The organism is Lactococcus allomyrinae (genome assembly GCF_003627095.1).
Taxonomy (GTDB): Bacteria; Bacillota; Bacilli; order Lactobacillales; family Streptococcaceae; genus Lactococcus; species Lactococcus allomyrinae.
In genome coordinates, this window is sequence record NZ_CP032627.1 from 978,599 (window position 1) to 991,587 (window position 12,989).

General features: G+C 35.3%; 11 protein-coding genes. 5 read left to right on the plus strand and 6 right to left on the minus strand.

Annotated features, from left to right (window positions below):
* Positions 1 to 385 precede the first annotated feature (385 nt).
* The 5 genes from plsY to nrdF all read left to right on the plus strand — a co-directional run bounded on the left by plsY (position 386) and on the right by nrdF (position 5,795).
* Positions 386 to 1,024 carry a glycerol-3-phosphate 1-O-acyltransferase PlsY gene (gene plsY, locus D7I46_RS04675; protein WP_120771831.1) on the plus strand — a complete coding sequence of 213 codons (639 nt, stop codon included), beginning with the start codon at positions 386 to 388 and terminating at the stop codon, positions 1,022 to 1,024.
* 154 nt (positions 1,025 to 1,178) lie between these two features.
* Entirely contained in the window at positions 1,179 to 1,397 is a 219-nt protein-coding gene (locus D7I46_RS04680) for a redoxin NrdH (RefSeq protein ID WP_120771832.1), read from the plus strand.
* A 1-nt stretch (position 1,398) separates the two neighbouring features.
* Positions 1,399 to 1,821 (plus strand): class Ib ribonucleoside-diphosphate reductase assembly flavoprotein NrdI, encoded by a 423-nt coding sequence (gene nrdI / locus D7I46_RS04685; RefSeq protein ID WP_120771833.1) that lies wholly within the window; start codon positions 1,399 to 1,401, stop codon positions 1,819 to 1,821.
* Positions 1,822 to 2,223: 402 nt separating this feature from the next.
* Complete coding sequence (gene nrdE, locus D7I46_RS04690; protein WP_120771834.1) at positions 2,224 to 4,392, plus strand: class 1b ribonucleoside-diphosphate reductase subunit alpha; 2,169 nt, start codon at positions 2,224 to 2,226, stop codon at positions 4,390 to 4,392.
* A gap of 425 nt (positions 4,393 to 4,817) precedes the next feature.
* Positions 4,818 to 5,795: a class 1b ribonucleoside-diphosphate reductase subunit beta gene (gene nrdF, locus D7I46_RS04695; protein ID WP_120771835.1), complete on the plus strand. Its 978-nt coding sequence runs from the start codon at positions 4,818 to 4,820 to the stop codon at positions 5,793 to 5,795.
* A gap of 59 nt (positions 5,796 to 5,854) precedes the next feature.
* On the opposite strand, the gene D7I46_RS04700 is transcribed toward nrdF, so the two are convergent.
* The 6 genes from D7I46_RS04700 to ppk1 form a co-directional block, all read right to left on the minus strand.
* A complete protein-coding gene (locus D7I46_RS04700) occupies positions 5,855 to 7,090 on the minus strand; it encodes a glycosyltransferase family 2 protein (protein WP_120773293.1) in 1,236 nt (411 codons plus the stop codon).
* 54 nt (positions 7,091 to 7,144) lie between these two features.
* Positions 7,145 to 7,666 (minus strand): hypothetical protein, encoded by a 522-nt coding sequence (locus D7I46_RS04705; RefSeq protein WP_162930834.1) that lies wholly within the window; start codon positions 7,664 to 7,666, stop codon positions 7,145 to 7,147.
* A gap of 187 nt (positions 7,667 to 7,853) precedes the next feature.
* Positions 7,854 to 8,789 (minus strand): permease-like cell division protein FtsX, encoded by a 936-nt coding sequence (gene ftsX, locus D7I46_RS04710; RefSeq protein WP_120771837.1) that lies wholly within the window; start codon positions 8,787 to 8,789, stop codon positions 7,854 to 7,856.
* The gene (ftsE, locus tag D7I46_RS04715; protein ID WP_120771838.1) at positions 8,782 to 9,474 is read right to left on the minus strand and encodes a cell division ATP-binding protein FtsE; all 693 of its coding nucleotides are present in this window, start codon (positions 9,472 to 9,474) and stop codon (positions 8,782 to 8,784) included. Before ftsE ends, ftsX begins: the two co-directional genes overlap by 8 nt.
* Positions 9,475 to 9,707: 233 nt before the next feature.
* Positions 9,708 to 10,805 carry a peptide chain release factor 2 gene (gene prfB, locus D7I46_RS04720; RefSeq protein ID WP_120771839.1) on the minus strand — a complete coding sequence of 366 codons (1,098 nt, stop codon included), beginning with the start codon at positions 10,803 to 10,805 and terminating at the stop codon, positions 9,708 to 9,710.
* A 54-nt stretch (positions 10,806 to 10,859) separates the two neighbouring features.
* The gene (ppk1, locus tag D7I46_RS04725; protein WP_120771840.1) at positions 10,860 to 12,980 is read right to left on the minus strand and encodes a polyphosphate kinase 1; all 2,121 of its coding nucleotides are present in this window, start codon (positions 12,978 to 12,980) and stop codon (positions 10,860 to 10,862) included.
* Positions 12,981 to 12,989 lie beyond the last annotated feature (9 nt).

A 12,989-nucleotide genomic window follows, 5' to 3' on the forward strand; every position in this document is an offset into this window, starting at 1 on the left:
AGCAACATGACACACACTTCGTGTACCGTTCTTCAAAAGCTAATATATTTATAAGTTCAGAAAAATATTTACCTTGATTATTGTACCTTGTTCAGAAAGCTTTGTCAAAACCCCGTTATCAATTAATAAATGTCTCTTCATTTTATACTATATCGAACTTATTCAATAAACGATCCATTTTATCAAACAATATAGAGAACTCTAAAAATTGAATTACACAAAGTTGCAATATGAAATACATAAAATCGCAGTAAAAGCTCCACTCTTGATAGCAGCATTGTCATTATTCTTTACCAAAAATATGATATAATTATACAGTTAAAAGAGTTAGTATCTGATTTGAAATCAATCATACATTTTAAACGAAATAAACTTCGGAGAACTTATGCTTATTTTTATTCTTCTCATTGTCAGTTATCTTTTGGGAGCTATTCCTGCTGGTCTATGGGTCGGAAAGATTTTCTTTAAAAAAAATCTCCACGACTACGGTTCTGGAAATACAGGAACAACTAATACTTTTCGGATTTTAGGCATTAAAGCTGGAATTGCAGTCTTTATGTTCGATTTACTCAAAGGTACTTTAGCCACTTTATTGCCACTATTCTTTCATGTTCACGGCATATCTCCTCTAATTTTTGGACTTATCGCTGTGTTAGGACATACTTTTTCTATCTTTGACCACTTCAAAGGAGGAAAGGCTGTTGCAACTTCTGGGGGTGTTGTTCTCGGGTTTAGCCCGCTATTTCTTCTCTATCTCCTCCTTGTTTTTCTTATTGTTCTCTTCTTATTCAGTATGATTAGTCTATCAAGCATTGCAGCAGCAATTGCAGCAATTATTGGTATCCTCATTTTTCCTAGTATTAATTTTATTCTGCCAAATTATGATTTATTATTTTCAATAATAATTTTTGTCCTCGCAATAATAATTATTGTTCGACATAAATCTAATATAAAACGAATTAAAAATCATACAGAATCCCTTGTCCCCTTTGGTTTTAACTTATCTAAACAAATAAAAAAATAGGACTATATCTTGTGTCCATCTAATATTTTTTACATAATTCAACACAATATCTAGTAGTAATCATTTGACTAGATATTTTTTTTACGCTAAAATAAGACTATAAAAATAACGAGAAAAGTAAAATAACTTTTACTCACATAAATGGGGGACTATAATGGTTACAGTATATTCAAAAAATAACTGCATGCAATGCAAAATGGTCAAAAAATGGCTTGGAGAACACAATGTTTCTTTCAACGAAATCAATATCGATGAACAGCCTGAATTTGTAGAAAAGGTTATTGAAATGGGTTTTCGTGCCGCACCTGTTATCACTAAAGGTGAGTTAGCTTTCTCAGGATTTCGTCCATCAGAATTAGCAAAGTTGGCTTAATATGAAACTTGTTTACTTCAGCTTGACGGGTCAAACCCGCCGCTTCGTGAACAAAACAGGCTTACCTCACGAAGAAATATTGGCAGATAGTGACTTAGAAATGAATGAAGATTTTATTCTTATCACACCAAGTTATGCCGAAGAATCACCAACTGTATCAAAATCAATTGAAGTCATGGATCCAGTATTTGATTTTATGGCCTACAATGATAACTATAAATTCTGTCGTGGAATCATCGGTACAGGCAATCGTAATTTTGCTGGAATTTATATTTTTACTGCAAAGGAAATTTCCGCTAAGTACCAAATTCCTATTTTATATGATTTTGAGTTCAACGGAACACCCTCTGATGTTGAAATGGTCGAAAAATTAGCTAAAAAGCTTGATCAAGGAGCAAGTGTCACTTACAAAAAGCCCTTTTGATTAACTTTATTCTTCTGCTTCACATCTGTGAAGCTCCTTTAATTTTTATTTAAAACTTACAAGCCTTTTATTATGTAATTAATTTTATAATTCAACGAGTTTGTTTTTTACTTTAAAGGAAAGCGCTTCCTGATACAGCGGTTAATTTGTTGCTACGCAACTCCATACCCATTGGGAATGCTTCGCAGTCGCCTTGGGCTAACCAATAAAATATACCATTTTAAAAGTTAGTTTAGTAAATGTCCCATTTCTATAGTTAACCCGTTGTAAAAACCCACAACGGATTTATGTTGCGTTCTAACTTCATGGCGCAAAAATGGCGTCATGATACGTCAATTGCAGTTACCACTAATAAAATTCGATTGGATTTTAAAGTGAAACTAGTGTATTAAAAGGAGTAATATGTCTCTTAAAAATCTCAAAGATGTTACTTATTTCAAACTCAATAATGAAATCAATATTCCTGTTAATGGTGCGATTCCATTAGCCAAAGATAAAGAAGCGATTGCTGCTTTCTTCAAAGAAAACGTTGAGCCTAATCGCTTTACTGCCGAAACTTACACGGATAAGCTCAACTGGCTTGTCCAAGAAGAATATCTAGAATCTGATTTTTTATCAAAATATGATTCAACATTTATTACGACACTTCGAAAAGAATTGACTGATTTTGGTTTCCGTTTTGATTCGTTCATGGCAGCATATAAATTCTATAATCAATATGCTATGAAAAACAATGATGGTTCTCTTTATCTTGAAGACTTTGAAGACCGTGTATTGATGAATGCCCTTTACATGGGAGCTGGTGATGAAAGTTTAGCACGAAATCTCGCTTTTTCAATGATTAACCGGAGATATCAACCAGCTACACCTACATTTCTTAATGCTGGTCGCAAACGCCGCGGAGAATTTGTTTCTTGCTTCTTATTGCAATTAACAGATGATATGAACTCTATCGGACGAACGATTAATTCCGCCTTACAACTTTCTAAAAATGGTGGTGGTGTTGGTCTTAATTTGACAAATCTACGTGCTGCTGGTGCTCCAATCAAAGGATACGATGGTGTTGCAGCAGGTGTTGTGCCTGTCATGAAACTTTTTGAAGATTCTTTCTCATATGCTAACCAATTGGGACAACGTCAAGGTGCGGGAGTTGTTTATCTCTCTATCTTCCACCCAGATATTATGGAATTTCTTTCAACAAAAAAAGAGAATGCTGACGAAAAAATCCGTGTAAAAACGCTATCTCTAGGTGTAACTGTTCCTGATAAATTTTATGAATTAGTCAAAAAAGGTGAAACAATGTATCTTTTCGAGCCTTATTTTGTCGAAAAATATTATGGTAAGCCTTTCGCTGAGGTTGACATCACTGCGGAATATAACAACATGGTTGCAAATCCAGAAATTCGTAAAACACCGATAAGTGCTCGTGAGCTTGAACAAGAACTTTCTAAACTTCAACAAGAATCTGGCTACCCTTATATCGTCAATGTTGACACTGTTAATCGGGCTAACCCTGTTGATGGTGTGATTTCAATGTCAAATCTTTGTTCTGAAATTCTCCAAGTGCAAACTGCCTCAGTTTTAAATGATGATCAAACCTACAAAGTCGTGGGAACAGATGTTGCCTGTAATTTAGGCTCTACTAATATTATCAATATGATGATTTCAGGTAAAGAGTTTGGAACTTCTGTCGAGGCGATGGTTCGTGCTTTGACCTATATTTCTGAAACAACAAATTTGGATACTGTTCCTACTGTTCGTAAAGGTAACGATGAGATGCACGCGATTGGACTTGGAGCAATGGGATTGCATAGTTTCCTTGCTAATCAGCATATTCATTATGACAGTAAAGAGGCTGTTGAATTTACGAGTGTCTATTTCATGTTGATTAATTACTACACACTGCTTGCTTCAAATAAACTTGCCGTTGAAAAAGGCACTTCTTTCAAAACTTTTGAAAAATCGGCTTATGCTGACGGAAGCTATTTTGATAAGTATCTGAACCATGATTTCTTTGGTGTGGTTAGTGATAAAGTTCAGGCATTGTTTTATGGTATCAAAGTTCCTTCACTTGAAGATTGGTCAGCGTTAAAAGAGGCTGTCATGACTTCTGGATTATACAATTCTTACCGTATGGCAGTAGCTCCAAATGGCTCAATTTCTTACATCAATGACTGTTCTTCTTCTATTCATCCAATTGTCAATCGAATCGAAGAACGCCAAGAAAAGAAAGTCGGTAAGATTTATTATCCAGCCGCTGGGCTTTCAACGGATACGATTCCTTTTTATAAGTCTGCTTATGATACTGATATGCGTGCTGTCATTGATGTTTATGCTGCCGCAACTGAACACGTTGACCAAGGATTGTCACTGACACTCTTTATGCGTTCAACATTGCCAGAAGGACTCTATGAATGGAAATCTACAACAAGCAAAATGACCACTAGAGATCTTAGTATTTTGCGAAATTATGCTTACAAAAAGGGAATAAAAACAATCTATTACATTCGTACCTTCACAGATGATGAAGAGGAAGTCGGAGCAAACCAATGTGAAAGTTGTGTCATATAAATGAGTTCTGTCAGTAAATATTTACTGACAGAACTTAAATCTTTTACTGACAGAATTAACATTTAAAACTTATCCCTGAAACTCATTTACAAATTAAGCGACAATAAAAATTACTGATAGATTTCTGTCAGTAAAAAAAAAGAAAGGAACTAAGTTCGTCATCTCTACTCAAAGGATTTATACAAGTTCTCCTAATAAAATCTTATTGATTTTTATTAATTGTAATTGTGATTGTGATTGCTATATCTTTATAATCAATTAAACAAAATCCTATGAAAAAGAGTAACCTAAAACGTTAGACATTAGGTTATACTATGGACTTCAAAATATCATTTTAACTTAGCAAGTATGTGCTAATATCCACAGATAAAATAATCACTTCAATATATTTTGAACTTCATAAAAGTCGGACTTACATTTTCATTATGTCTGAAACTGAAAATCTTACTGTACCTACCTATTACAGTGCAATTGACTGGAATTCCATTGAGGATTCTATTGACAAATATACTTGGGAAAAACTGACAAGCCAATTTTGGTTGGACACGCGCGTTCCTGTTTCCAACGACTTAGATGACTGGCGCAAACTTCCTCAGATTGAACGCGATACATTTGCAAAAGCTTTTGCTGGACTTACTTTGCTAGACACTTTACAGTCTGTAGACGGTGCCGAAGTCCTCAAGCATGACTCACGTACACCGCAGGAAATTGCTTGTTTCAATAATATCCAATTTATGGAGTCTGTCCATGCAAAATCCTACTCAACTATTTTTTCAACTTTAAACACAAAAAAAGAAATCACAGAACTGTTCGATTGGGTTGATACAAATGTTTATATGCAAAAAAAGGCCAAAATCATCAATGGTATTTACGAAAATGGTACTCCTCTCCAAAAGAAAGTAGCCTCTGTATTTCTCGAAACTTGCCTCTTCTACTCCGGTTTCTATACACCATTACGCTATTTAGGTAACAACAAAATGATAAATTCAGCGGAAATTATCAAATTGATTATTCGTGACGAGAGTGTTCATGGAACTTATATCGGTTATAAGTTCCAACTCGGCTTTAACGAACTTTCAGAAGCAGAACAAAGTGAGTTTCGTGAGTGGATGTACGAACTCCTCTATCAACTCTATGAAAATGAAGAAAAATACTCTGCTCTTCTTTACGACAAGATTGGATGGACTGATGAAGTTTTAACTTTTGTTCGCTATAATGCAAACAAGGCTCTGATGAATCTTGGTCAAGACCCATTATTTCCAGATACTGCAGCAGATGTCAACCCAGTAGTAATGAATGGCATTTCAACTTCTTCATCAAACCATGATTTCTTCTCACAAGTCGGTAATTCTTATCTCCTTGGTGAAGTCGAAGCCATGTCTGACGATGATTACAATATCTAAAAAATCCTCATAATATAAAAAACTTACCCTAGAGTAAGTTTTTTATATTATCATCTTCTTTAATCTTTTTTCATTTTTGTTCGCTCAGGGCTTACCCATGTTCCTGACGCTTCACCCTTAACTACTCCTTGAATCGCTGCTTTAAAGCTAGTAATAACTGTAATAGGTCCAACAATCCAATACCATAACAAGTAAAGTGGAGAAAAAATAATATATTTCATCTTAGATTCATGGCTTTCCAAAGCAAGTGAAGAAAAAAGTTGAAAAAAACCAACAAGACTAACATAAGAGTAAAAAATAAAAAATCGTTCCAAATGAATATTCAAATCCAAATAATTATTTGTTAAAACATCAATAATAAATTGTACTAGCATAATAATCGTCCCTATAACATAGTAAAATGCCCAGACAATACTCAGAGTCTGATCAATAAGAAGGATAACCTTAGGCAAATAATGCAACGGATGTTTAAAAATACGTCCAAAATTAGTAAACCACGACTCTGTTCCACCCTTAGCCCATCTTTTACGCTGTTTATACAGTGCATCAAAAGTATTCGGAACATTCATATAAGCAATAATATCCGGAGTGTAAACTGCCTGCCACCCATGAAATTGTTGATCCCAAGCAATGGAGATATCTTCAGTCGCTCTATCCTGCCTAAAAATCCCTACATCAAACAAAGCTTTCTTACGATACATGGTATTTGCTCCACTGTAAGCATAAATTGCTCCTAAAACCCCCATCTGTGTCCGTTTGATAATTCCAGCAATACTTGAAAACTCTACCGTTTGTGATTTTTCAACTAAAAGAGAGCGATTTTGAACCGTCATATTGACTGTAACCGCCCCAGTATTTTGAAACTTATCTCCAACAAAATAATTCATATACCGCCAAAGTGCATCACGTTCCGGCATAATATCCGCATCATTGCTTAAAATGAATTCCCCTTTCGCAAATGAAACACCAATATTAAAAGCGTGTGCCTTTCCCTTATTTGCAGTAATTCGGACAACACGAAGTCTGGGATATTTGAGCATCAATCTTTGCAATATATTTGGTGTCAAATCTGTAGAACCATCATCACAAACTAAAACCTCAAAATTATGATAATCTAATTCCGTAAATAGATATTCAATAGTATCTTCAATGACCAATTCTTCATTATGTGCTGGAATCATAATCGTAATCATTGGCTCATCTTCAGGCGCAACTCTCTGGAAAGTTTTGAGCCTTCCTTTGTAAAAAAAGCGATAAAAAATACCGCCAACAGTCCATGCAATAGCTCCAATCATTGGATAGTAAAATAATACTGAAGATAGTAATCCAAATATATTTGACAAATTAAATCAGCATCCTTTTTTCTTAAATTCCTCCTCTATCAAATGGTTTGGGAGATTTTGTTCTGGTGCAACGATGTAATATTGTATGCTTTCACGAAATTCTTGTTTCCCAAAGCGTGCTGTATAAATCTCATTCAACACTTTTGTACGATTTTCAGCCTGAAACTCGTTATATAATTTCTTCTTAGCAAAGACGTGCTCTTCCATATAATTATTATGAATAAGAAACATTGTACTAATAAGAATAACTCCAAGCCCACCTTTGAGCAGTACGGAAAATACAATGTGTTCAAATACACGTCCTTCCGCAAAACTCCAATGAAAAATAAAATCCCAAAAAGGCTTAGAAGTAGAGGAATTTATTGCAACCAAGATCGGATAAATCAATATTATCCATGAAAAAAGAACAGCCAAAGTTTGTCGAATTTTCAAACCCCAGTTTCCTTCCTCAAAGTATCTATCTTCAATCAATTCCATATTTAATAGATCTTTTTTTGATTTATTTAGCATATTATGATTAACTTTCACTACACTTTTTATTCTACAACTCTATACAAATATCTATTTTTACTATTTTACAAAACAGTATTTTACAAGTTTATTATACTTCTTTTGAAATCATTTTGCAACATTATGGCAAATAACATAATTTAAGTATGCGTTTTAGACACAAAAAAAACAGATAAGTCATTTGACTTTCTGTTTTTTATTTTTATTAGATTTTAAGGAAACGTCTCATTGACAAGAGCGCTCCGAATGACCCAATGAGTACACCAATAACAACCATAATACCAACAATTTGTGGAATAAAAGTTGATGGTGGAAGCATTGATAAATCTTGCGTTTTAAGGCTTGGTGTGAAGCTCACAAACGCGAGTCTATAAAGCCAGATAATCAAAATACTTGGTACGATTGACCCGAGCAATCCAACCCAAGCTCCTTCTAAGAAGAAAGGCCAGCGAATATAGCCGTTTTTAGCTCCCACTAAACGCATAATCTGAATTTCTCTTTGACGCGACATAATCGTAATTCGAATCGTATTCGATATCAGGAATACAGCAACAAATAGCAAGAGTCCAGCAGCTGCAAGTCCCCAAGTCCGAACTACTCCAGCAATGTCAAAAATACGATTTGTATTTGCACCACCGTAGGTTGCTTTTTCAATTCCTGAAATCTTCGATATTGCTGCTGTCACGGATTTTACATGCGCAGGCTTATCTGCTTCAACAATATAAGCATCATACAATGGATTGGCATCACCTTGGAAAAGATTCCAAGTTTTACCGAGTGTCGCAGTAAGTTGTTTTAACTGCTCTTCTTTACTTGAGAACGTAATTTTTTTAACATTTGGTACTTCTTTGATTGCGTTGTAAACCTTTAAATGAGCAGGGTTTTCAATCATTTTCCCTTTATCTTTAGGGTCCTGAATCTTAGCTTCTTGGTCATGAACATCCAATTTCATATATGCTACAACACGAACATTATTTTCAATATCTGAAGCTAATTTCGTCGTGTTCATAATCAGTGAGAGGAAAAGCCCCACTAAAACAAGGGTAATCATAACTGATGATACCGCTGCAACGGTCATCCAACCATTACGCTTTAAGTTTTTTAATGACTCACCAAGGTGCTTGAAGAAATTTCTAATCATCGTAGCCGTAAACTCCTTCCTCTTGGTCGCGGACAATACGTCCGTTTTCAATCGCAATAACACGGTGTTTCAATGTATTAACGATTTGGCTATTGTGAGTTGCCATCAAAATGGTTGTCCCTTGAAGATTAATTTTTTCAAGCAAATTCATGATTTCCCAAGAATTTTCAGGGTCTAGGTTCCCTGTTGGTTCATCGGCAATCAATACTTTTGGTGCATTAGCAATTGACCTTGCAATCGCGACACGTTGTTGTTCCCCACCAGAAAGTTCATTGGGAAATGAACGAATCTTATGTTTCAATCCGACAAGGTCAAGCACTTCATTGACACGTTTCTTGATTTCACGTGGACGTTTTCCGATAACTTCCATCGCATAGGCGATATTTTCATAAACTGTTTTCTTAGGCAAAAGTTTATAGTCTTGGAATACAACACCAACAGAACGACGCAACATTGGTACATCACGACGTCTTAATTTTGCTAAATCATATTGCGCAACTTTTCCAGAACCTCGGTCAATCTTCAACTCACGATAGAGAAGTTTAATAAATGTAGATTTCCCAGCTCCCGAGGGTCCAACAATATAGGTAAATTCTCCTGGCTCAATTTCGAGAGAGATATTACGCAAAGCTGTTGTCCCATTAGAATATTTCTTGGAAACATTACTTAGTTTTATAATACTCATAGTACCTTTCCTGTATAAGATTTGATTGATTAGTTACCATCTCGTAAGAAAAATGATTATCTTGCGATGCTGTCAGCAACTGACAAACAAAAATATATTTTAATCACTATGGACGTTCTAATTATATCAAATAAAGAACGCTTTTGGTAGCTCTTTTTTTATCTAAAATTTACTTTGATAACAAAAAAGTTACTGACAGATTTCTGTCAGCACTTACAGAGCATTGTTCACTTTCATAAGTTCCATCTCAAGTATGCATTGATGAAACCGTCAATATCTCCATCCATAACATTTGCGATTTGCCCTGTTTCATAACCTGTGCGAGTATCTTTGACTAATTGATAAGGCATGAAAACGTAAGAACGGATTTGACTTCCCCAAGAAATCTCAGACTGATCACCACGAAGTTCATCAACCTCTGCTTGTTTTTTCTCCATTTCCATTTGATACAATTTCGATTTCAACATTGCCATTGCTTTATCTCGGTTGCCATACTGCGTACGGTCCATTGTAGATTGGACGACAATACCTGTTGGAATATGAGTTAAACGTACCCCTGTGCTGACCTTGTTAACGTTTTGTCCACCAGCTCCACCAGATCGGAAAGTATCCATCTTAATATCTGCATCACGGACCTCTACCTCAATAGTATCATCCAATTCTGGCATAACATCTACTGAAGTAAATGAAGTATGGCGACGATTTGCCGAATCAAACGGAGAAATACGTACTAAGCGATGCACACCTTTTTCACCTCGTAAAAATCCATATGCATTGCGACCTACAAACCGAATTGTTACAGACTTCAAACCAGCGACATCACCATCTTGATAGTCCAAAATTTCAACCTTAAAACCATGTGCTTCACCCCAGCGCGTATACATCCGCATCAACATTGAACCCCAGTCTTGTGACTCAGTTCCACCAGACCCTGGGTGAATTTCAAGTACAGCATTCATATGGTCATAGGGTTGATTCAACATGATTTCTAACTCATAAGACTCTATTTTTTGACCTAATGCTATCGTCAGTTCTTCAAGCTCGACTTGCATTTCTTCATCAGCTTCTTCTTGTAGCATCTCCAGCATCATCTGAGCTTCTTCGAGCATGCTATTCATCGCCATGAAGTTATCATATTTTGCCTTTAGACCATTTGACTCATCAATTACTTTTTGCGCAGCCACTTGGTCATTCCAAAAATCTGGCTGTGCCATATCATTGTCTAAAAGAGCTATTTCTTCTTCGAGGCGTTCAAGATCCAATGAGCTTCTAAAATCCTCTATTTTCTCATTGTATCCTTCTAGTAAATTTCTAATTTCAGATAGTTCCATAACCTTTATTTTATCACATTTTTAGACAAATTAACATTTCTGTCAAGAAAAATGCTATCTTCGATTAAATAATCGTTTAAAAAAACTTACTCTCTTTGTCGCATACACTTCTTCTTGTACTTCGACTAAACATTTCTCCGCTTCTTTTACAAAATACGTTTGAGGACTCAACTCGCTATGAATCAAGTGAGTTTGATAAAGTTCATCTGAATTCAAAAAGAAAGTTTTCTTATCATACTTGGTAAATGCTTGGATAATTTCACGCGCTTGATTTACGACTTGCTTGTCATACAAACGTGCTGCAATCTCGATACGATTATCCATATTGCGTGTCATCGTATCAGCCGACGAAATCCATATCTCCTGATGTTTTCCGCTCCCAAAAGCATAAATTCGACTATGCTCTAAAAATCTTCCAACAATTGACCTTACCTCTATTGTTTCACTCTGTCCTTTATTTCCCACTTTCAAAACACAAGCACCACGAACGATAAGTTGAATTTTTACTCCTTTTTGCGAAGCCTCATAAAGTTTATCAATAATAAGCTTACTCGTAATTGCATTAACCTTCAGAAAAATATAACCATCCTGACGTGTCATTTGTCGCCCAATTTGTTCGTCAATCTTTTTCATAATCATCATACTGATACCAAAAGGAGAAACGACAATTCGCTCATAATTTGGTAATTCAGAATAGCCCGCAACAAAATTAAAGAAACTCACTAAATCACGACCATAGGCGGGATTGGCAGACAGCAAACTAATATCTGTATACATTTTTGAAGTGCTCTCATTATAGTTTCCCGTTCCGAGGTGAACATAAGATTTCGTTCCCTCACCAACTTTCTTTACAACAAGTAAAGCTTTTGAATGTGTTTTTAAATCCGGCACCCCATAAATGACATAAACACCTGCCTCTTCAAGTACTTTTACCCACTTCAGATTATTTTCTTCATCAAATCTTGCCTTTAATTCTACAACTGCTGTAACCTGTTTGCCAGCCTTACTTGCAGCACACAATGCCTCAATAACACGCGAATCCTCGGCAACGCGGTACAATGTTTGCTTAATCGCAATAGTATCTGGACTTTTAGCAGCTGCAGATAAGAAATTAAGCACGGGTAGATAAGAATCATAAGGATGATGAAGCAAAATATCTCCCGAATCAATTGTAGAGAAAATATTGCTTTCTGACCAATCGTCTGACTGATTGGGAACAAATGGACTAAATAGCCATTCCGAATGTTGTACTTTTACTTGTGAAATAAATCCAAAAAGTATTGTCAGATCTAATGGACCTTTAATAAAATAAAAATCTCTTTTTTTCAAACAAAGTTCATGCTCAAATTTTTCTAAGTCATGTTTAAATTCATCAAAGTTACCATCACGAATAGAAATTTCAATTCGTGATGGTAATCCACGTCTTCTCTCTACCAGATAATCTTCAATCTGTTCAATAATATCATCATCTGGATCTTCCTCAAAGTCAGGATTCTGATCTAAGGTCACTCTAAACGTGAAATAACGTTTTAGTTGCCACCCCAAAAATATCTTATCAAAATTCCCTTGAATGACTTCCTCTAAATTAATGAAAGTTTCTGTTCCCGCCAAAGCAACCAAACGATTAAGCTGCACAGGTAAAGGCAATATCACTCGTGTATCTTCTTTTCCTTCCTTTTGTAAATGCAAAAAGAGATGAATTAATTGATTTTCTATCTTTGGTGTTGCATGATAAGAATCTAAACCAATTGGTGTTAAAGCTGGTAAAACTATTCGCTCAAAATAATTGTCAGCAAGTGCACGCTCTACTTCATTTAAGTCATCATAACGTTTGAAATAAACCTTCTTCTCTTTTAAATGCTCAAGAAGTTCCTGAAACCTAAGATATTGCAAATCAAGATTTTTTTGATTTCTCCGATTTAACTCTTCTAATATTTCTTCATGATTCATTCCTGTTCCAGCAACTTGTTTATGTGCTTCACTTCTAAGACGCGCGTTAGATTGTATAGCAGGCACTCTGACCATAAAAAACTCATCTAAGTTATTAGAAGCAATCGCCAAAAATTTTAGCTGCTCTAAAATGGGGTAATCCTCATCATAACTTTTTTCAATCACACGACGATTAAACAAAAGCCAGCTTAAATCTCTATGAAAATATTTTATTTCCTCACCCATTCTAATTTA

What these genes read in the sequence shown, in the direction of transcription:
- ppk1 (WP_120771840.1), bottom strand. Translation starts at nt 12,980, where the DNA reads ATGGGTGAGGAAATAAAATATTTTCATAGAGATTTAAGCTGGCTTTTG.
- ftsX (WP_120771837.1), bottom strand. Translation starts at nt 8,789, where the DNA reads ATGATTAGAAATTTCTTCAAGCACCTTGGTGAGTCATTAAAAAACTTA.
- D7I46_RS04680 (WP_120771832.1), top strand. Translation starts at nt 1,179, where the DNA reads ATGGTTACAGTATATTCAAAAAATAACTGCATGCAATGCAAAATGGTC.
- nrdI (WP_120771833.1), top strand. Translation starts at nt 1,399, where the DNA reads ATGAAACTTGTTTACTTCAGCTTGACGGGTCAAACCCGCCGCTTCGTG.
- prfB (WP_120771839.1), bottom strand. Translation starts at nt 10,805, where the DNA reads ATGGAACTATCTGAAATTAGAAATTTACTAGAAGGATACAATGAGAAA.
- nrdE (WP_120771834.1), top strand. Translation starts at nt 2,224, where the DNA reads ATGTCTCTTAAAAATCTCAAAGATGTTACTTATTTCAAACTCAATAAT.
- nrdF (WP_120771835.1), top strand. Translation starts at nt 4,818, where the DNA reads ATGTCTGAAACTGAAAATCTTACTGTACCTACCTATTACAGTGCAATT.
- plsY (WP_120771831.1), top strand. Translation starts at nt 386, where the DNA reads ATGCTTATTTTTATTCTTCTCATTGTCAGTTATCTTTTGGGAGCTATT.
- ftsE (WP_120771838.1), bottom strand. Translation starts at nt 9,474, where the DNA reads ATGAGTATTATAAAACTAAGTAATGTTTCCAAGAAATATTCTAATGGG.
- D7I46_RS04700 (WP_120773293.1), bottom strand. Translation starts at nt 7,090, where the DNA reads ATGATTGGAGCTATTGCATGGACTGTTGGCGGTATTTTTTATCGCTTT.